This window comes from Steroidobacter flavus (genome assembly GCF_042651805.1).
GTDB classification, from domain to species: Bacteria; Pseudomonadota; Gammaproteobacteria; order Steroidobacterales; family Steroidobacteraceae; genus Steroidobacter; species Steroidobacter flavus.
The window spans coordinates 164,730-183,778 of sequence record NZ_JBHSDU010000003.1; the positions used below are offsets into that span (position 1 = coordinate 164,730).

A 19,049-nucleotide genomic window follows, 5' to 3' on the forward strand; every position below is an offset into this window, starting at 1 on the left:
GTCCCGTATTGAAACGCAGCCCAGGGACCCCGGTTATGCTGCCCCAGGACCTCGAACAACGCCTCAAGGCGCAGGTCGATTTTCCCAGCCCACCGCAAGTGGCGACTGAGATCATCACGCTCGCGCGCGATCCGGACATCGAGATGGCCAAGGTGGCCACCGCCGTCGGCCGGGACCCGGCCATGACGGCCAAGATCCTTCGCATCGCGAACTCGGCATTTTACGCACAACGCCGTCCAAGCCAAAACTTGCGACAGGCGCTGGTTATTATCGGCTTGAATGCCGCGCTAACACTGGCGCTCAGCTTCTCGCTGGTCTCCTCGATGCGCGCCCTCCGCGCAACCGGCATCGACTACAGCCGCTTCTGGCGCCGCGCGCTGTTGGCCGCGACCGCCGCCCGCGCCTTCAGCGAAGCGGCGAAAACCGGGCATCCCGAAGATGTTTTCCTGTCCGCGATGCTTCAGGACATGGGCGTGCTGGCCCTGGACCGCGCCGCGCGCGACTTCTACAGCCAGCTCCCCCAGAAGTCGACGCATGCCGACTGGGTGGCTTACGAAATCGCCAAGCTGGGCAAGGACCACTCCCACTACACCGCGATGATGTTGCGCGCCTGGAACCTGCCCGAGCGGCTGTGCAAGCCGGTCGAGGCCAGCCATTCGCCGCAGATGTTCGCCTGGACCACCGAGGAAGGTCAGTTCGCGCGCTGCGTCGCGCTGGGCAGCGACCTCGCCGAGGCGGTGCTGTCGCCGGATCAGGCCAGCTCGGTGCCGGCACTCGCGCAACGGGCCCATCGCCTGCTGAGCATGAGTCACGAGCACTTCAACGAAGTCGTCGCGCGGATCCTCGCGCTGATTCCCGAGACCGAAGCGCTGTACGAGACCAGCATCCTCGACGCGGATGACGCGGAGAACCTGCTGGCCGAGGCGCGCGAGCTCCTGGCTGTCAGGAATCTGCATGCCCTGCAGGAAGTCACCAACCTGCAGGCCACGACCAGCGCCCTGCAGACGCGCACCGAAGAGGCGGAAGACTCGAGCCGCCGCGACCCGCTCACCGGCGTGCTCAACCGCCCGTGGCTCGATCGCCTGCTTGATCGAGAGTTCACGCAGGCCGTGGTGTTCGGCCGCGACTTGAGCGTCGCGCACATCGACCTCGACCGCTTCAAACTCATCAACGAGAAGTACGGCACGCCGGTCGGCGACAAGGTTCTGCACAGCTGCGCGCAGGCGATTCAGGCCGTTATCCGCGGCAGCGACCTCGTGGCGCGCTTCGGCGGTGAGGAATTCATCGTGGTGCTGCCGAGCACCGACCGCGCAATCGCGCGGCAAGTCGCTCAACGAATTCTGGCGGCGCTGGCCGGTCAGGATCACGGCAGCGATGGGGCCTCGGGCGTGCACGTCACGGCGTCGATCGGTGTCGCGACCTATACGACGAACCAGCGTTTCCCCAGCACGCTTGCCTTGCTGGAAGCGGCCGACCACGCGCTCTATGCCGCGAAGCTCTGCGGCCGCAATCGCGTGGAATGCTACGACGAGCTGCCGACCTCGCGTCGAAGCCCGGCGGCCGCGCGCAGTTAGCGCGCAGCGGTAGGAGCTAGGTCGACCAGCTCGACCCGGCTCGCATCGAACGCCTCGCCCAGGAACCGGCTGCCCACGCGCGCAAAGCGCTCCGGGCTGTCAGTTGCTTGCAAGATCGGAGCGGACGCCGGCCCGGTCGTATTCAACAATCCGCGATCAATCAGTTCCGCCTGTACGGCCCGCGCGGTCGTCTCCGCCGAATCGACAATCGTGATCTGCGGCCCGATGACTGCGCGCAAAGCAGATGCAAGCACCGGGAAGTGAGTACAGCCGAGCAACAACGTGTCGATCCGCGGGTCGTCACGAAACAACTCGTCAACATAACGATGCGCGATGGCCTCGGCGATGGCGCCGTCGGTCCACCCCTCCTCCGCCAGCGCGACGAATAGCGAGCACGCCTGTGCCTTTACTTGCGCCGTGGGTTCCAGCCGAGCGATCGCTCGTTGATAGGCGCCGCCTCGCACCGTGCCTTCCGTCGCAAGCACCGCGATATGTCCACTCGTCGACGCCGCGCAACCCGCAATCGAGCCGGGCTCGATCACGCCAATGACTGGCATCGGCGCGAACCGTTCGCGCAGCGGCTCGACCGCGACCGAAGACGCAGTGTTACAAGCGATCACCAGACACTTGATGCCCTGCCTGACCAGAAACTCCGCGGCCTGGATCGAATAGCGCAGCACCGAGTCGCCACTCTTCGTTCCATAGGGGAGTCGTGCCGTGTCGCCGAGGTAGATGAATTGCTCATCGGGCAGTCGTTGCCGAAGCGCGCGGAGCACGGTCAGCCCGCCGACACCGGAGTCGAACACTCCGATGGGGAGCGAATTTGCTTTGATCATGAAGGGCGATAATAAGCATATGCCGGGAATCTGCTCACAGCTTTCCGTTCCGCGAGGCGAGCACACCGGCGCCGAATTCGGCATGGGCGCTTGCCACGAATCGTTGCACGGACTGTATTTCGTCAAGCGTGAGCGGCGACACCCTGCCGACTGACCTAGGGGAATACATCAGTAGCACGAGGGTGGATATTGTGCAGGTGACATTGTGCCGTCTGAAATAGCCGATGAGTCTACATAACGCCTCATCAACGGGCTTATCACGCGTCATCGAGCGCGGCATAATGATCGCGCAAAGATCGCATCGGGGAGTTGAGCATGGAGCGACGTCTCCATACACGTCATAGAGCGAGAACCGCCGTCTACGTTTCTGTCCCCGGACGCCCCGGCAAGCTGTGCCGTGCGCGCAACTTGAGCGCGAATGGTGTCTTCATCGAAACCGAGAACCTGGGATTGAAGAAGGGCGCGACGGTGCATCTCGCGTTCGCCATCAATCTCGGCGTCGTCACCAAGATTCATCGCCGTACCGCCATCGTCGCGCACGTGTCCAAGGGTGGCACGGGCTTGATGATGGAAAGCCTCACCGGTACGCGTTAAGACGAGCTCACCTCGTCTGCGTGACCATTGCGTGCATGTCCGCCGCAATGGTCCGCGACGCGCCGAACAGCGATCCCGAGCACAACAACATCAGTACCGGGATTACATACATCGCGCTGTGCAGTCCCGCCGCGCGAAAGTGCGCTGCCATCTGTGTCGCGCCGGCATTCAACATGGCTTGATTCGCGAAGTAATCGCTCAGCGCGCCCATGATGGTCGAGCCGAAGCTCGCACCTAATACGTACATCGCAAAGAAGTACAACGACACCGCCGTGCCGCGCAGATTGGGCGCGACCACATCTTGAATGGCGCTGTACACGGTCGAGTAGTACGCGAACGACAACGCGCTCGACGCGCCCATCAGGATCGTAAACACGACCACGCCACCCTTCGGCTGCTGAAGCGCCATGAACACGCACGGCGCCGCGAACAACAACGCGAACGCCGCGACCAGCACGCGGCCATTCGCGCGCTTCACACGCAGACGATCGCCGAGCCAGCCGCCCAACAGCAGACCGATCGCACCCGTGAGCCCCAACGACACGGCCGAGATGGTGTTCGCATCCCGCAAGCCGAGCTCGTGGAACCGTTGCAGGAACGGCGTTTGAAACACATTCACCGCGTAGCTATTGAAGTTGAACAGCAACCCGGACAGCACGATCCACCACATCGTCTTGATCCGCAGCACGCTGCGAAAAGGCGAGCCCGGCAACGCCAGCGACGTGCGCTGTTCGATGGCACCGCGCGGCGGTTCTTTAATGAACAGCGCGAGCCCGGCGAGGATCAAGCCCGGCACGCACGCCACGAAGAACGCCGCGCGCCATCCCCAGGTCTCGCCGATGTATCCCGACAGCATATAAGCCGCGAACAACCCGAACGGCAGACCGAGCATGAAGATCGCCATCGCCCGCGCACGCCGCTCGGGTGGATACAAATCGCCGATCAACGATTGACCCGCCGGCGCGCAGCTCGCCTCACCGATACCGACGCCAATGCGCGTCAGCAGGAAAGATGTGTAATTCCACGCCAATCCGGACGCGGCGGTGAGCACGCTCCAGAACGTCACGCCGATCGCTATCAAGCGGGTCCGCAGCCAGTTGTCAGTAAGCCGCCCCAGCGGCACGCCCACTGCCGCATATACGAGCGTAAATACTGTGGCCACCAGGCCGAGCTGCGTATCGTTCAGCCCGAACTCCACGCGGATCGGCTCGCCGAGCGCGCCGGCGATCTGCCGGTCGAAAAAATTCATCAGGTTGATGCCGAACAGTACCGTCAGTGCGAAACGCGCATTCCTCTGCTGTTCGGTCACGACGCCCCCATGCTCAGCAAGTTATCGGTATTGGCACGCGAGCGTACCATCGGGGCCCCGCGCAGGGTGGGCAAAGAATTGTGGATCGGCGGTGTCACAACGTGTGCCAAAGCCGGAACGAGGATGAGATGATGCCGGGGTGACAGCCGCTCCCGTTTCCATGACCCGCAATGCCCCCGCCGACGGCGCCGACCTCGCCGACGCGCTCAAAAGTCGCTTCGGTTTCAGCACGTTCCGTCCCGGCCAGGAAGCCGTCGTGCGCGATGCGCTCGCCGGTCGCGATCTGCTGGCCATCATGCCTACCGGCGGCGGCAAGTCGTTGTGCTTCCAGCTGCCCGCGGTTCTGCAGCCTGGCATCACGCTGGTGATCTCGCCGCTGATCGCACTCATGCAGGACCAGGTGCGCCTGCTCCAGGACAACGGCATCCCGGCGACGTACATCAACTCCAGCCTCGAATCGAGCGAGGTGAGCGCACGCCTGCGCGGCGCGGCTCAAGGTGAATACAAGTTGCTGTACCTCGCGCCCGAGCGTTTGTTACAGCCGGGCTTCTTCGATGGCGTGCTTGCGCGACTGGACGCCGGCCGCGGCATCACCGCGTTCGTGGTCGACGAGGCCCATTGCGTGTCCGAATGGGGCCACGATTTCCGTCCGGAATATCGACAGCTCGCCGCGCTCCGGCGGCGCTACGAGAATGTTCCGTTGTTTGCATTCACCGCTACAGCGACACCGCGCGTCCGTCAGGACATCATCAATCAGCTGGCGTTACACGACCCGGCGGTGCATGTCGCGAGCTTCAATCGGCCGAATCTGTATTACGGCGTGCGGCCGAAGAACAAGCGCACCTACGACGAGTTGCTGGCGCGAGCGCGCGAGGACAGCGCTGGCATCGTGTACTGCCTGTCACGCAAGCGCGTCGACGAGCTCGCGTTGCAATTGCAAGCGGACGGCATCGACGCCCTGCCCTATCACGCCGGCCTCGATGCCGAGCAACGCCGTAGCAATCAGGAAGCTTTCATCCGAGATGACGCGCGTGTGATGGTCGCGACCATTGCCTTCGGCATGGGTATCAACAAGCCCGACGTGCGCTGGGTGATTCATTACGATCTGCCGCGCACCCTCGAAAGTTATTATCAGGAGTCCGGCCGCGCCGGACGCGACGGCGATCCCGCCGAATGTATTCTGTATTTCAGTGCCGCCGACATTCGCACCGCCGAATTTCTGATCCAGCAGAAGGTGGATCCGGACACAGGCGAACCGCTCGAGGACGAGCAGCGGCTCGCCCGCCAGCAACTGCGCCAGGTGCTCAACTACGCCGAGTCGACCGAGTGCCGGCGCGGAATCCAGCTTCGATACTTCGGCGAAGTGCTCCCCGATTCGTGCGGAAACTGCGACAACTGCCGCAACCCGCGCCAGCAGCAGGACCGCACGATCGAAGCACAGCAGTTTCTGTCGTGCATCGCGCGGCTCGCGCAGCGGCGCGAACGCTTCGGTGCCGCTTATTTGATCGACATCCTGCGCGGCAGCCAGTCTCAGCGCCTGATCGACAATGGACATGCGCAGCTCAGCGTCTACGGCATCGGTAAGCAGCACAGCGTCGACACGTGGCGCGGCGTGGCCCGCGCGCTGCTCCATCAGGGCCTGCTCCAGGAAACGCAGGACGGCTATTCGGTGCTGTCTCTCAACGCGGCGAGCTGGGAAGTCCTGCGCGGGGAGCGCAAAGTGCACATCGCCGACGCGCCGGCCGCCCCGTCACGGCGCAAATCGGATGCGTCCGGCGGCGCCGAGGACCTGCATGTCGCCGATCAGCCGCTGTTCGATAAGTTGCGAGCCTTGCGGAAAAAGCTGGCGGATCAGAGCGGGGTACCGCCCTACGTCATTTTTCACGACGCCACCTTGCGCGAGATGGTGCGCCGGGCGCCGGCCACGCTGGCAGAATTTGCCAACATTCCCGGGGTGGGTCAGGCCAAACTGGCGCGCTACGGGCAGTTGTTCACGGATGAAATCCGCTCCGGCCGCAGCTAGGTATAATCTCGCCGCCCCGCAGGGCCGCCGGTGGCGCGGCCCCGTTACTACTGCCTACTGAGACCGCTTCGCTTTGACAGTCCAGAGACGACCGATGTTCATTCATGCCTCGGGTGAGTACTTGCCGGAACGGGTCGTTGACAACGACTACTTCGCGCGCCTGACCGGCCGGGCCTCGCCGTGGTTCGAGCAATTGACGGGTATTCGTCAACGCCGCCGCGCCGGTGAAGGCGAGAACGCCAATTCGATGGCGATCGCGGCCGTCAAGCATTTGCTACGCACGGGCGACGCGACGCTCGAGGACGTTGATCTCATCATCGGCGCCTCCTACACGCCGTGGGACACAATCGGCACCATTGCTCACGTGTTACAGCGCGAGTTCTCGCTCGCCAACGCGCGTGCGATGTATTTGTCCACGGCATGCTCGTCTTTCATCGACGCCATCGACATGGCATCGGCCTACTTCGCGTCGGGCCGCTCGCGCAAGGCGCTGATCGTGGCCTCCGAGCACAACAGCCTGTACTCGTCCGACGGCGACGAGAAATCCGGTCACTTGTGGGGCGACGGCGCGGCTGCCCTGATTCTGGGCAACACGCCGGGCAAGTTGCAGCTGGAAGTTCTGGACACGCACACGGTCGGCCTCGCCGATCGGGGCAAGGGCCCGTTCGGCATCACCATGGTGCCGCGTGACGGCGGCCTGGTCATGCATCATGGCAAGGACATTTTCGTGCACGCTTGCCGGGAGATGGCCGGCATGGCGCGGCTCCTCCTGGAACGCAACAAGCTCACAGTGGGCGACGTTCGACTGGTCATTCCGCACCAAGCGAACAAACGCATCATCGATAGCGTCGCCGACGATCTCGGTCTGCAGCCGCAACGCGTGGCGCTGACGATTGGCGAACTGGGTAACACCGGTTGCGCGAGCGTGGCGATCACGCTGCATCGTTACGCGCACAAGCTCGAGCCGGGCGAATATGCGTTGCTGATCGCATTCGGCGGCGGCTACTCAGCAGCCGGCGCACTGGTTCGCCGCGCTCAATAACGTTTCCCGCGGAATGTCTCCAGCCGCGCTTCTTGAGTTGTGCGGCCTTCTCGGTCGCGCTCGTTCAGAGCGCGACATGCTCGCCGAACTTCGGCGGCTTCAAAATCAGCGCGTCGCACGGCAACTTCTCCAGCACATCCTCTGCCGTGCTGCCGATGAAAATCCGTTTGAGTCCGCTGCGCGCGATCGCGCCCATCGTCATCACATCCGCATTGATCCGTGCCGCCGCCATCGGCAGCACTTGAGCCGGACCGCCCAGCTCGAGATGAATGTTCTTGGGCGCGACGTTGTAATCGCTAACTAGCGCGGTCACCAGCTCGCGACGATTCTTTTCTTCGAGCGCCAGTTCTTCCGGCGTCGCAGCCGCCACCATGGGCGGATTCACCGCCGTCGCCGCACCGATGATGGCCATGGGCAAATAAACATGCAGCACATGCAGCTCGCCGTTCAGTCGCTGCGCGAACAACGATGCATGCTCGACGATCCAGTGATCCAGAATTTCCGGCTTGTCATTGACGTGACCCGGATCGACCGCCGCCACGACGCGTGGCACCTCGGCCCATTTACCGCCTTTGGTCAACAACAGCGGCACGGGACAGCCGCGAATCAATTGCCAATCGGTGTTTGTAAGAAACGTTCGCTGAGCGAGCGAATGATGATGCGTGTCCTTCACCACCAGATCGGCATTCGTGTGTCGAATGCGATCGAGCAATCCGATATGTAGCGGATCGGCGCAAGCAGTATCGGTCGTAACGTCCAGCCCGCGGGCACGCAGCGGTACGGCCAAAGATTCGAGCTCGCCTTTGAAATTGACCGGCAACGGCGCACCCGGATTGGCGCGCACGTGTGACGACAACCGCATCTCGCGAGCCGCCTTGGTGTCGCAGGCGAACAGCTCCAGCCGCGCATGAAACTTTTCCGCGAGCAATGCGGCCTTGTCCACGGCTGGATGCTCGGTCGCGGTGGGATCGACGATCACCAGGATTTGTTTGATATAGCCCATTGGGGTTGTCATGGCAGTGACCTCGACTCAGTCTCGAATCGCACCGGGGCGCCCGGTATCGGGACAACCGCGTAACCGCTCCGGACAAGCCCGGCGTTTTCAGCCAGCGCCGCCGGCAGCGCTGCGGCGATCGGTACCGCCGTCGACGGAGAGCTCGTCGATCGCATCGAGCAATGCCGAGGTGTCGACCGGCTTGCTTAGAAACCGACAATTCGGCACCGGCGTGCGCAACGAGCGCAGGACCGACGGCAAGTCGCCACTGAGCACGACACCGGGCACGTCATAGCCCAGACGTTGGCGCAACCTTGTCAGCAACTCCAACCCGGTGTTGCGACCGTCGAGATGATAGTCAGCGACGATCACATCGCCGCGCTGAAACTTCTCGAACAACACCTCGGCCTCGGCAGCCGACGGCGCGCTCTCGACGTGGAAACCTTCGAAACGCAGAAACAACTCGGTCGCCAGGCGCACGCCATCGTTGTCTTCGACCAGCAGTACTCGAGATCGACGCGTCGCGCCGCCGGCGGGTTCCGCAGTGGCGGTCGAATCCGCTCCCACGGCGATCGCAGTCAAATACTGATTCGGGATGCTCACAACCGCCCGCGTGCCCTCACCGACGTGCGAGCTGATGCTCACCGTGAATCCCAACAGTCGCGCGACTTCTTTAACAATCGCCAACCCGAGCCCCACGCCCATGCGCTTCGCGCCTTGCGTGTCGACCTGGTAGTACTCGTCGAAGATGCGATCCAGCTTGTCGGCCGGAATGCCGATGCCCGTGTCGCTCACAGTAATAGTGAGCGCGGCGGGACCGGTGACGCAGCTGACCTTGACCTCGCCTTGATCGGTATATTTCAACGCATTGCCGACCAGGTTCTGCAGCAACTGATAGAACAGCGTGCGATCGGTCGAGACGATCAATGAAGCGGGCTCGACCCGAAGCGCGATGCCACGCGCCTGCGCCACCGACTCGAACTCGGTGGTCAGCTGATGAAGCGTCTCGGTGAGCGGCACATCGGAGACTTGCGGCTCGATCGCGCCTGACTCCAAGCGACTGATATCGAGCAATGCGTTCAGCATGCGAGTCATGCCTTCAATCGCGCGCTCCTGCTGCTGTAACAGCTCGCGCAGATCGGGCCGCGAAATCTTGAGCATGGCCGCATTCAACAAACGAATGGTTTGAATGGGCTGACGCAAGTCATGGCTGGCCGTCGCCAGGAAGCGGCTCTTGGCGCGATTGGCCCGGTCCGCCTCTTCGCGCGCGGCAATCAACGCTTCATTGATCTGCTGCCGTTCAGTGTTGTCGCGGATCGCGGCGGCGACGAACAGCTTCTCACCGATTTTGAACGGCGCCAGCCGGATACCGGCCGCAAACTCGCTGCCATCGGAACGGCGCGCATACAAGTCGGCGATACGAGCGCCCATCTCGCGATTGCCGGGCTTGCTCAAATACGCGGTCAGATGACTGACATGCTTGCCGCGCAGGCGCTCGGGAATCAGCGTCTCCAGCGGCTTGTCCAGCAACTGCTCGAGCGCGTAGCCGAACAGCTGGGTGACCGTCTCGTTGGCGAAACGGATGCGGCCGTTGGCATCGACCACGATCAGCGCGTCGGGGGAAAAGCGCAACAGGTGCTGAGTGATATCGCTAAGCTGGTCCATCGTCTCGGGCTCGTCGTAGGCTGAAAATTATGCCGCTTTTCACGCCCGCGGGACATCGATGCGGACCACGACGGCCGGCTCTAAGGGGCGGGCGTAGTCGCTTCCGTGGAAGTCGCGGGTGTGCCGGCCAGGGCTTGCGGGCAGTCTGCGACCCATATGAAACTCCCGGAATCATGGCAATCCCGCCCCGTTCCCGTTCCGCCACCGACCGGCGGTGCAGTCATGGCTGCTGACGACCCGTCCGGCGAGCCGGCGACATCGCGACTGCTCGAGCAACTGATGCAGATTGCCCGCACGTCCGCGCTGGAGGAAATGGCCAGCGGCTTTGCGCATGAATTGAATCAGCCCATCGGCGCCATTGCCACCTTCGCGCAAGCCGCCGAGCGCATGCTGTCGCGGCCCGAGCCGATGACGGCGCAGGCCCTGGACGTCCTGCGTCACATCAGTAACGAAGCGCTCAATGCCGGCCAAGGCATCCGTCGCATTCGTAAATTGTTCAACGATCACGCCGTGGCCCGCGTCAATTGCGCCATGGCCGACGTGATTGCGGAGCTGATGCCAGTGCTGGAGCTGCTCGCCAGTCGCGCCGGTGTGCGCCTGGAAGTGGTCATCGACGAGGCGCTGCCCGCCGTCTCGGTCGACCGCCTGCGCATTCAGCATGTGCTCTATACGCTCGTACAGAATTCGCTCGAAGCGCGCCGGCCCGCTCAACAGCCGGCCCGCGTGCGCATCGAAGTCACCGGCGACCGCTACGCCGTGACCACCGCCGTCATCGACAACGGCGTGGGCCTGACGACCGAGGCTCGTGCGCAATTGTTTCGACCGTTTTTCACCACCAAGGATCAGGGCACGGGCTTGGGCCTGGCGTCGAGCCGCGCTATCGTTGAAGCACACGAAGGCGCGATCGGCTGCGACGATGTCGAAGGCGGTGGCGCGAAGTTCTGGTTCCGCATACCGGTGTCGATCTCCTAGCGAACATGACCGCCACTAAAACTCCGGCCCGCAAAAAGCCAACGATCTACATTGTCGACGACGACGACGGCATGCGTCGCGCCTTGAGCGTGCTCATGTCGACGGTCGGTTACAACGCCGTCAGCTTCGAGCGTCCCGCGGAGTTCCTGCAGAAGCTCGATCCGAATCAGCCCGGCTGCCTGGTGCTCGACGTGCGCATGCCGGAAATGAGCGGCCTGGAAGTACAGCAGCAGCTTAATCGCAGCGGCTCGATGCTACCGGTGATCCTCATGACCGGACACGGCGACATTCCGATGGCCGTGCAGGCCATGAAAGACGGCGCGTTCGATTTTCTACAGAAGCCGTTCCGTGACCAGGATCTACTCGATCGTATTAACGGCGCCCTGAAACAGGACGCCGAGAATCGCGAGACCGTCGAGCGGCACGCCGATCTCAAGCGTCGCAGCGAATCGCTCACCCCGCGCGAGCGCGAAGTGATGGCCCTGGTCGTCGATGGCCGCGCCAACAAAGTCATCGCCATCGACCTCGGCCTGAGCGAGCGCACCGTCGAAATTCACCGCGCCAATGTCATGGAAAAAATGCAGGCGCGCTCGGTGGCGCATCTGGTGAAGATGCACCTCACCCTGAATGGTGAAACTCTCGGCAATGGCTGACGATTAGCCAGGGCCTAGCATTCTTCGAGGACCGGCTATGTCAGATGCCACGCGCGACGATCCCACACTCAGTCCTGAATATCTGACACGGCTCGATGCCTACTGGCGGGCCGCGAACTATCTCGCGGTCGGTCAGATCTATCTGATGGACAACCCGCTGCTCGAGCAGCCACTACAGTTGTCACACGTCAAGCCGCGGCTGCTGGGTCACTGGGGCACGACCCCCGGGCTCAACTTCATCTATGCGCACTTGAACCGCGCCATCCGCAAGTACGACCTGGACATGGTGTATGTGGCGGGCCCGGGTCACGGCGGACCGGCGCTGGTCGCCAACGTCTATCTGGAAGGCACGTACAGCGAGTACTACCCGAATATTTCCGAAGACAAGGACGGGATGCGCAAGCTGTTCAAACAGTTTTCGTTTCCCGGCGGTATTCCCAGTCATGTCGCGCCCGAAACGCCGGGCTCGATTCATGAAGGCGGCGAGCTCGGCTACGCGCTGTCGCATGCCACCGGCGCGGTGCTCGACAATCCCGAACTCATCGTGGCCTGCGTCATCGGCGACGGCGAAGCCGAGACCGGTCCGCTCGCCACCAGCTGGCACTCGAACAAGTTTGTGAATCCCGTGCGCGACGGCGCGGTGCTGCCCATCCTGCATTTGAATGGTTACAAGATCGCCGGCCCGACCGTGCTCTCTCGCATCCCGCAGGAAGAGCTGAAGCAACTGATGCAGGGTTACGGCTACGAGCCCTTCTTCCTCGAAGAAGCCGATACCGTGGCCGCCACTCATCTCGCCATGGCGAAGCTCGTGGATCGAATGATCGAGCGCATCCGCGAGATTCAAACCGACGCGCGCAAGAACGGTTTCCATCAACGGCCACGCTGGCCGATGCTGGTGATGCGCACTCCGAAAGGCTGGACCGGTCCCGAAGAGGTCGACGGCGTGCCGGTCGAGAACAGCTGGCGCTCGCATCAAGTGCCCCTCGCGCAGCTCGCGGAAAAGCCCGAACACTTGAAGCTGCTCGAACAGTGGATGCGCAGCTACAAGCCCGAAGAGTTGTTTACTGCCGAAGGCAAGTTACACCCGAAATTGCGTGAGCTCGCTCCCGTCGGCAAGCGACGCATGGGTGACAACCCGCACGCGAACGGCGGCCTTCTGCTTCGGGAGCTGCGCCTTCCCGACTTCCGCGAATACGCCATCGAGCTGCCGTCGCCCGGCTCGCGCATCGGCGAGGCGACGCGCGTCCAGGGCAAGTTCCTGCGCGACGTGATGAAGATGAATATGGACTCGAAGAACTTCCGGTTGTTCGCGCCGGACGAGTTCACGTCGAATCGCTGGGACGAGGTGTTGCAAGTCACCTCGCGCATGCTCGCGGCCGAGATTCTGCCAACGGATACCGGCGTCGCGATGGACGGTCGCATCATGGAAGTGCTCAGCGAGCACCAATGCCAGGGCTGGCTGGAAGGCTATCTGTTGACGGGACGGCACGGTTTCTTCAGCTGCTACGAAGCGTTCGTGCACATCGTCGACTCGATGTTCAATCAGCATGCCAAGTGGCTCAAGACCTGCAACGACATCCCCTGGCGGCGTCCCATCGCTTCGTTGAATTACCTGCTGACGTCGCATGTCTGGCGCCAGGATCACAACGGCTTCAGCCATCAGGACCCGGGGTTCATCGATCATGTCGTGAACAAGAAGCCCGAAGTCGTGCGCGTGTATCTGCCGCCGGATGCCAACACGTTGTTGAGCGTCACGGACCATTGTCTGCGCAGTCGCAACTACGTGAACGTCGTCGTCGCCGGCAAGCAGCCGGCGTATCAATGGCTGTCGATGGATGCGGCCATCAAACATTGCAGCGCCGGTGCCGGCATCTGGGACTGGGCCAGCAACGATCAGGAAAGCTCGCCCGATATCGTGATGGCCTGCGCCGGCGACGTGCCGACGCTGGAATCATTGGCTGCGGTGTCGCTGCTGCGTGAGTGGCTGCCGTCGTTGAAGATTCGTTTCGTGAACGTCGTCGACCTCATGACGCTGCAGCCGGCAAGCGAACATCCTCATGGCATGAGCGACAAGGAGTTCGATGCCATGTTCACAACGGACAAACCCATCCTGTTCGCGTTCCACGGCTATCCTTGGCTGATCCACCGCCTCACCTATCGCCGCAAAGGCCACGACAATCTGCACGTGCGCGGCTACAAGGAAGAAGGCACGACCACCACGCCGTTCGATATGACCGTGCTCAACGACCTCGACCGCTTCCACCTCGCCGAAGCCGCCATCGACCTGGTCCCCAGCCTGGGCGCGCAGGCCGGCCACTTACGTCAGCGACTGCGAGACAAGCTCATCGAGCATCGCGAATACATCTGCCGGCATGGTGAAGATATGCCGGAGGTTCGGAATTGGCAGTGGAAGGTGAAGTAAGCGCCGATCCGGTACCGCCCCGCGCGCTGGCCGGGCCTTCGGCCCGGCAGCGCCTACCGATTCAGTGCCGGCATCTGCGCATGCAGAAACCAGCGGTCGAGCACGACATTGCGTGCGAACCACTGCGTCTGCATCAGTGCTCGAGCGAGGCCGAGACGCAACTTCGAGGGAAGCATCGCCAGCGCCGGCGCTTCGCCGCGCTCTCCGAAGCGAGCGCGGAGTGCGGCTTCGTAAGGTGACAGCCGCTCGCGACGATAGTCGCGATTCGCGGCGAGCGCGTTAGCGGCCGCCATCAACCCCGACTCAATCGCCGGCCGAATTCCCTCACCGCTCTGCGTATAAGCGAGGCCGGCCGCATCGCCAATGATCATCACGCCATCGCCAATCACAGGCCGGTTGCCGTGCGCATAGAGCAAATAGGCGTGCCCTTTGAACTTGCCCGGCAAGTCCGCCGGAATCCTGCCTTGCTCAGCCAGCGACCGGGCAAACGTTTGCACATGCTCGGCGAGCCGATGGTTGCCTTCGCGGCCCAGGCCGACATTGAGATAGTTGCCCTTCCTGAAACACCAGCCATAACCCTTCAGGTCATCGCAAAAATAAAGCTCCGGCCGCTCGCCGGTCACAGCGCATCGCGCCGCCTGCGAATCACTCAGCTCAAACTCGATCTCCTGCGCGCTGATAGCGCGCTCTTCCTTGCCCAAGTGAGCACCGAGAAAGCGGGCCACGGGACAGAAATGACCGCCCGCACCGATGACCAGCGAAGCGGAAATCTCTCCGTTCACGAGCCAGCGATCGCCCTGCCGCTCCATCGACTTCCACGCCTCGCCCATCCGCAACCGCGCACCGCTACGTTCCAATAAATAATGATCGAACTCACACCGCCGGATCCCGTAGCTCACGATCTTGCCGTAGCTCACCGACGCATTGGCCTGCTCACCCATGCCGGTGATGAATGAATCGATAGGTTGCAGCACGCGCCCCTGTCGATAGTCATCCACATCCAGTTCCAGCTCCTGCACGACCTGCGGCGTAATCCACCCCGCGCACACCTTGTCCCGCGGGAACGTGCTCTTGTCCATGATGAGCACATCGAGCCCAGCCTTGGTCAGCGCGCGTGCGCACGTGGACCCGGCCGGGCCGCCCCCGACAATCAGCACATCACAGGTAGCCGCGCTCATGGGTGATACAGATGCTCGCGCGTCATGGGAATCTTGTTGTTGGTGCCGGCCGAGAACACCACCTGAAACAGCTGCATCTCACCGGTGACGAACGCGGCGCGCGAACCGGCCAGATACAGGCGCCACATTCTGACGAAGTTCTCGTCGAACATGGCGGCGACTTTATCGCGCGACTCTTCATACAACCGCCACCACCAATCCAAGGTCTTGGCGTAGTGCAGGCGAATGTTCTCCACGTCCAGCACCGAGAACTCCGAGTCCTCGAAGATATCCATCATCTGTTTCAGCGACGGCGGATTCGCGCCCGGGAAGATGCGTCGATCGATCCAGCGGTGCATGGGCTTCCAGCGATTGCGACCGATAGTATGAATCAGCCCCAGCCCTTCCGGCTTCAAACAGCCGCGAATGACCTCGCCCAGCCCCGGGTAGTTTTCGACGCCGACGTGCTCGAGCATGCCCACCGAAACGAACGCGTCGTACGAACCACGAATGTTTCGATAGTCGTCCTCGACGAACTCGACGTTGCTCTCCAGCCCCTGAGCTTTGGCCCGCTCGCGTGCAAATGCAATTTGCTCGCGCGAGATATTGAACGCCCGGACTTTCACGCCGTGGTGACGAGCCATATACAACGCGAGCCCGCCCCAGCCACACCCAGCCTCGGCGACCGTCATCCCCGGGCGCAGCATCAACTTCCGGCACACATGTTCCATCTTGGCGTTCTGCGCTTCATCCAGAGTCGCTTCGGGCGTCGGGAAGTACGCGCAGGTGTACGCCATGGTCGAGCCCAGCCACAGGGAATAGAACTCGTTACCGATGTCGTAGTGATGATGAATATTTTCGCGCGAGCCATGCAACGTATTGGACGGTCGACGGTGCAACCATTGCCCCAGGCGCCGCAGGGCCGAGATGGAATTGCGTCCCGGATGTGCCGAGCCTTGATACAACACTTCGATGAGCCGACCGAGATCGCCTTCGATCGGCAGCTGGCCGGAGCTGTACAGCTCGCCGAACTGCAGATCGGGATCTCTGCACAGACGCACTAACGTGGACCGGTTCGGCACATGCAAGGTCGCCACGGGCTCCGCGGGGCCGACGCGCTCGCCATTCCAAAGTGCAATCTGAACCGGCGGATCGCCGAATGCATGTAGCAATGCGCGCAGCATGCGGCCTTCGAGGGAGAGTGGCTGCAACGCGGGTGCAGGCTGAGCGGAGGAGTCGTGCCGCGCAGGACCCGGTGGCGCATTGTCCGCCACTCGGTACGCAGTCATAGGCCGCTCTTGAGAGGTCTGCATTGTTGTCTCCGCCCCCGCTGGCAGTCGCCGACCTTTATATTGGGATTTTTTCTATTCGATGCAAGCGTTCGCGCGCATTTGGCGTCGTGAACGGCGGTTGTCGAAAGAATTGCTGCGAACTGCCGGCAAGGATTACACCCTGCCACCATCCCCGGACTACCCCGCAGACCTTCCGTGGACCTCCGGAGCGCGGCACACCTGCCCGCCTCTTATAAATACACCCAGACAAAACGAACGATCCGGCCGAAAGGTTCGGCCTGAATGATGACAAGGTGTGTGCCATGAGACTCGCTGCTGCAATTCTTTCCGCATTGACCCTGACTACCGCGCTCCCCACCCAGGCCCAGGAAGCCGGTGACTGGATCTGGCGCGTGGGTGTCCATAACGTCCGCCCCAAGTCGGACAATCACGAGCTGGTCAACGTCGATGCCGCCGCCCAGCTGACCTTCAATGCGACATATATGCTCGCACCCAACTGGGGCGTCGAGGTGCTCGCGGCCCTGCCGTTCGAGTCCGATATCAATCTGAATGGCGGCCCCCGGGTGGCCAAGTCCAAGTACCTGCCGCCCACCGTCAGCGCCCAATATCACTTCAATCCCAACGGCACGTGGCGCCCCTATGTCGGCGCGGGCCTGAACTACACGTTGTTCTTCGACGAGAAGACCCGGGGCGCACTGAACGGCGTCAAGCTCGAGCTCGATCCCTCCTGGGGACTCGCGGCCCAAGTCGGCCTGGATGTGGATATCGGTTCGGACTGGTTCGTGAATGCCGACGCGCGCTGGTTCGACATCGACACCGACGCCAAGGTGAACGGCGCCGACATCGGCACCGTCGAAGTCGATCCATTGGCCTTTGGCTTGTCCATCGGCCGCCGCTTCTGACGCGCACCGCGCAAGGCCGCGAATGAAACTGGACGCTGCATTGATTCGTCGTTATGACAGCCACGGACCGCGCTACACGTCCTATCCGACGGCGGTTCAGTTTCATTCCGGTTTCGACGAGCAGAGTTACCGGCGCGTCGCGTTCCTGAGTAACGCCGGCGCGCCGCGACCGCTGTCGATTTACGTGCACGTGCCGTTCTGTGCGAAGCCTTGTTTCTATTGCGGCTGTAACAAGATCATCACGCGGAATCCGGTCCACGCCGAGCAATACCTGAAACGGTTGCGTCGTGAGATCGAGCTGCAGGGCTCGTTGTTCGAGCGGCGCCGGAGTGTGCGTCAGATGCATTTCGGCGGCGGCACGCCCACCTATCTGACGATGGCGCAGCTCGGCGGCGTGTTCGATCACCTGGGCAGACATTTCAGCATCGATCGTTCAGAGCGCCGCGAGTTCTCCATAGAGATCGATCCGCGCACGCTCGATGCCAACACCCTGCCCACGCTGGCGCAGTTCGGCTTCAACCGGCTCAGCCTCGGCGTTCAGGACTTCGATCCCCGAGTCCAGCACGCCGTCAATCGTGAGCAAAGCCCGGCGCAGATCGCCGAATGCATGGCTCAGGCCCGCGCGCTGGACTATCGCTCGGTGAGCTTCGATCTGATTTACGGTCTGCCGCTGCAAACCGTCGAAAGCTTCGGCCAGACGCTCGATACCGTCATCGGGATGCGCCCCGATCGGATCGCTGCCTACGGTTATGCGCACATGCCTCGCCTGTTCAAAGCCCAGCGAGCGATTCATACCGACCAGCTGCCCGACGCGGACACACGCTTGCAGTTGCTCGCGCTGACCGTCGAACGACTCACAGAAGCAGGCTACGTTTATATCGGCATGGATCACTTCGCCCTGCCCGATGACGACCTGGCCCGCGCCATGCGCGACGGCAGCCTGCATCGTAACTTCCAAGGCTACTCGACCCACGGCGACTGCGATCTGATCGGTCTGGGCGTCAGCGCCATCGGCGCGGTCGGCACCTCTTACTCACAAAATCGTAAGGACCTGTCCGGCTACTACGCAGCGCTCGATCAAGGGCGGCTGCCGGTCGAACGGGGCATCGCATTGAGCGTCGACGATGTATTGCGCCGTGAAGTCATTCAACGGCTCATGTGCAAAGGCGAGCTGTCGATGCGCGAAATCGAAGGACGTTACGCGCTCGACTTCAGCAACTATTTCGCGGGCGAGCTGGTGGCGCTGAATGCATTAGCCGGCGACGGGCTGATTACCAGCGACGCCGACACCATCCACGTCACCGAACGCGGACGCTCGCTCCTGCGCACGATCGCCATGGTCTTCGACGCGTACCTGCCGCGAGCCGCGAGCACGCAGTTCTCCAAGGTCATCTGATCTCAGGCAAACCCTGAACGCGCGCTTCGCATGATGCGAAGGGCGTGATCGTATTCGACGTTATCCCCACGTCGAAATGAGAACCAGTCGGAATTCGCAGCCTGTATCAGGCATCCCACTCAGGGCTGGTGCGCAGTCTCTCTCGGGGTCTCCGTAATTAGAAAAAAAGCGCTGCACGGTACCTTTGTTACGCCGACACCAACACCGTAACGAGGCCC

General features: G+C 62.5%; 15 protein-coding genes. 9 read left to right on the top strand and 6 right to left on the bottom strand.

The features are described 5' to 3' along the window. Window positions 1-35 precede the first annotated feature (35 nt). Complete coding sequence (locus tag ACFPN2_RS06240) at window positions 36-1,574, top strand: sensor domain-containing diguanylate cyclase (protein ID WP_380595759.1); 1,539 nt, start codon at window positions 36-38, stop codon at window positions 1,572-1,574. Here the strand turns inward: ACFPN2_RS06240 and murI are convergent. Then, on the bottom strand, window positions 1,571-2,410 hold the full coding sequence (gene murI, locus ACFPN2_RS06245) for a glutamate racemase (RefSeq protein WP_380595760.1): 840 nt from the start codon (window positions 2,408-2,410) through the stop codon (window positions 1,571-1,573). The two genes, ACFPN2_RS06240 and murI, sit on opposite strands and share 4 nt — an antisense overlap. 315 nt (window positions 2,411-2,725) lie before the next feature. Between murI and ACFPN2_RS06250 the strand changes: the two genes are divergently transcribed. Beyond that, a complete protein-coding gene (locus tag ACFPN2_RS06250) occupies window positions 2,726-3,004 on the top strand; it encodes a PilZ domain-containing protein (protein ID WP_116808918.1) in 279 nt (92 codons plus the stop codon). A gap of 7 nt (window positions 3,005-3,011) precedes the next feature. Here the strand turns inward: ACFPN2_RS06250 and ACFPN2_RS06255 are convergent, their stop codons facing one another. Then, entirely contained in the window at window positions 3,012-4,313 is a 1,302-nt protein-coding gene (locus ACFPN2_RS06255) for a spinster family MFS transporter (protein ID WP_380595761.1), read from the bottom strand. Between the two features lie 139 nt (window positions 4,314-4,452). Between ACFPN2_RS06255 and recQ the strand changes: the two genes are divergently transcribed. Both recQ and ACFPN2_RS06265 read left to right on the top strand, forming a co-directional pair. Then, entirely contained in the window at window positions 4,453-6,336 is a 1,884-nt protein-coding gene (gene recQ, locus ACFPN2_RS06260; RefSeq protein ID WP_380595762.1) for a DNA helicase RecQ, read from the top strand. Between the two features lie 94 nt (window positions 6,337-6,430). Then, a complete protein-coding gene (locus ACFPN2_RS06265; RefSeq protein ID WP_380595763.1) occupies window positions 6,431-7,378 on the top strand; it encodes a 3-oxoacyl-ACP synthase III family protein in 948 nt (315 codons plus the stop codon). A 64-nt stretch (window positions 7,379-7,442) separates the two neighbouring features. Here the strand turns inward: ACFPN2_RS06265 and ACFPN2_RS06270 are convergent, their stop codons facing one another. Together ACFPN2_RS06270 and ACFPN2_RS06275 are read right to left on the bottom strand one after the other, a co-directional pair. Then, window positions 7,443-8,393 carry a universal stress protein gene (locus tag ACFPN2_RS06270; RefSeq protein ID WP_380595764.1) on the bottom strand — a complete coding sequence of 317 codons (951 nt, stop codon included), beginning with the start codon at window positions 8,391-8,393 and terminating at the stop codon, window positions 7,443-7,445. An 87-nt stretch (window positions 8,394-8,480) separates the two neighbouring features. Continuing rightward, window positions 8,481-10,037 (bottom strand): hybrid sensor histidine kinase/response regulator, encoded by a 1,557-nt coding sequence (locus ACFPN2_RS06275; RefSeq protein WP_380595765.1) that lies wholly within the window; start codon window positions 10,035-10,037, stop codon window positions 8,481-8,483. Window positions 10,038-10,259: 222 nt separating this feature from the next. On the opposite strand from ACFPN2_RS06275, the gene ACFPN2_RS06280 reads away from it, so the two are divergent. From ACFPN2_RS06280 to ACFPN2_RS06290, 3 genes are read left to right on the top strand one after another with little or no spacing between them, the layout of a single operon-like run. Next, window positions 10,260-11,009, top strand: a complete 750-nt coding sequence (locus ACFPN2_RS06280; protein WP_380595766.1) for a sensor histidine kinase — start codon at window positions 10,260-10,262, stop codon at window positions 11,007-11,009. Window positions 11,010-11,014: 5 nt separating this feature from the next. Continuing rightward, the gene (locus ACFPN2_RS06285) at window positions 11,015-11,662 is read left to right on the top strand and encodes a response regulator transcription factor (protein WP_380595767.1); all 648 of its coding nucleotides are present in this window, start codon (window positions 11,015-11,017) and stop codon (window positions 11,660-11,662) included. Between the two features lie 37 nt (window positions 11,663-11,699). Further along, the gene (locus ACFPN2_RS06290) at window positions 11,700-14,084 is read left to right on the top strand and encodes a phosphoketolase family protein (RefSeq protein ID WP_380595768.1); all 2,385 of its coding nucleotides are present in this window, start codon (window positions 11,700-11,702) and stop codon (window positions 14,082-14,084) included. 53 nt (window positions 14,085-14,137) lie between these two features. Here ACFPN2_RS06290 and ACFPN2_RS06295 read toward each other — a convergent pair whose 3' ends face one another. Both ACFPN2_RS06295 and ACFPN2_RS06300 read right to left on the bottom strand, forming a co-directional pair. Beyond that, window positions 14,138-15,262, bottom strand: coding sequence for an NAD(P)/FAD-dependent oxidoreductase (locus ACFPN2_RS06295; RefSeq protein WP_380595769.1), 1,125 nt, complete (start codon window positions 15,260-15,262; stop codon window positions 14,138-14,140). Next, window positions 15,259-16,530: a class I SAM-dependent methyltransferase gene (locus ACFPN2_RS06300; protein ID WP_380595770.1), complete on the bottom strand. Its 1,272-nt coding sequence runs from the start codon at window positions 16,528-16,530 to the stop codon at window positions 15,259-15,261. The genes ACFPN2_RS06295 and ACFPN2_RS06300 overlap by 4 nt, the downstream gene beginning before the upstream one ends. 305 nt (window positions 16,531-16,835) lie before the next feature. Here ACFPN2_RS06300 and ACFPN2_RS06305 point away from each other — a divergent pair, with 305 nt between their 5' ends. After that, on the top strand, window positions 16,836-17,435 hold the full coding sequence (locus tag ACFPN2_RS06305; protein ID WP_380595771.1) for an OmpW/AlkL family protein: 600 nt from the start codon (window positions 16,836-16,838) through the stop codon (window positions 17,433-17,435). A 22-nt stretch (window positions 17,436-17,457) separates the two neighbouring features. Then, window positions 17,458-18,831 (top strand): oxygen-independent coproporphyrinogen III oxidase, encoded by a 1,374-nt coding sequence (gene hemN, locus ACFPN2_RS06310; RefSeq protein WP_380595772.1) that lies wholly within the window; start codon window positions 17,458-17,460, stop codon window positions 18,829-18,831. The last annotated feature ends 218 nt before the right edge of the window (window positions 18,832-19,049 follow it).

Bases quoted from the DNA above. Each gene is read 5' to 3' on its own strand.
- ACFPN2_RS06265 (WP_380595763.1), top strand. From the start codon at position 6,431: ATGTTCATTCATGCCTCGGGTGAGTACTTGCCGGAACGGGTCGTTGAC.
- ACFPN2_RS06250 (WP_116808918.1), top strand. From the start codon at position 2,726: ATGGAGCGACGTCTCCATACACGTCATAGAGCGAGAACCGCCGTCTAC.
- ACFPN2_RS06270 (WP_380595764.1), bottom strand. From the start codon at position 8,393: ATGACAACCCCAATGGGCTATATCAAACAAATCCTGGTGATCGTCGAT.
- ACFPN2_RS06300 (WP_380595770.1), bottom strand. From the start codon at position 16,530: ATGACTGCGTACCGAGTGGCGGACAATGCGCCACCGGGTCCTGCGCGG.
- ACFPN2_RS06285 (WP_380595767.1), top strand. From the start codon at position 11,015: ATGACCGCCACTAAAACTCCGGCCCGCAAAAAGCCAACGATCTACATT.
- ACFPN2_RS06280 (WP_380595766.1), top strand. From the start codon at position 10,260: ATGGCTGCTGACGACCCGTCCGGCGAGCCGGCGACATCGCGACTGCTC.
- ACFPN2_RS06275 (WP_380595765.1), bottom strand. From the start codon at position 10,037: ATGGACCAGCTTAGCGATATCACTCAGCACCTGTTGCGCTTTTCCCCC.
- ACFPN2_RS06295 (WP_380595769.1), bottom strand. From the start codon at position 15,262: ATGAGCGCGGCTACCTGTGATGTGCTGATTGTCGGGGGCGGCCCGGCC.
- ACFPN2_RS06290 (WP_380595768.1), top strand. From the start codon at position 11,700: ATGTCAGATGCCACGCGCGACGATCCCACACTCAGTCCTGAATATCTG.
- hemN (WP_380595772.1), top strand. From the start codon at position 17,458: ATGAAACTGGACGCTGCATTGATTCGTCGTTATGACAGCCACGGACCG.
- ACFPN2_RS06305 (WP_380595771.1), top strand. From the start codon at position 16,836: ATGAGACTCGCTGCTGCAATTCTTTCCGCATTGACCCTGACTACCGCG.
- murI (WP_380595760.1), bottom strand. From the start codon at position 2,410: ATGATCAAAGCAAATTCGCTCCCCATCGGAGTGTTCGACTCCGGTGTC.
- ACFPN2_RS06240 (WP_380595759.1), top strand. From the start codon at position 36: ATGCTGCCCCAGGACCTCGAACAACGCCTCAAGGCGCAGGTCGATTTT.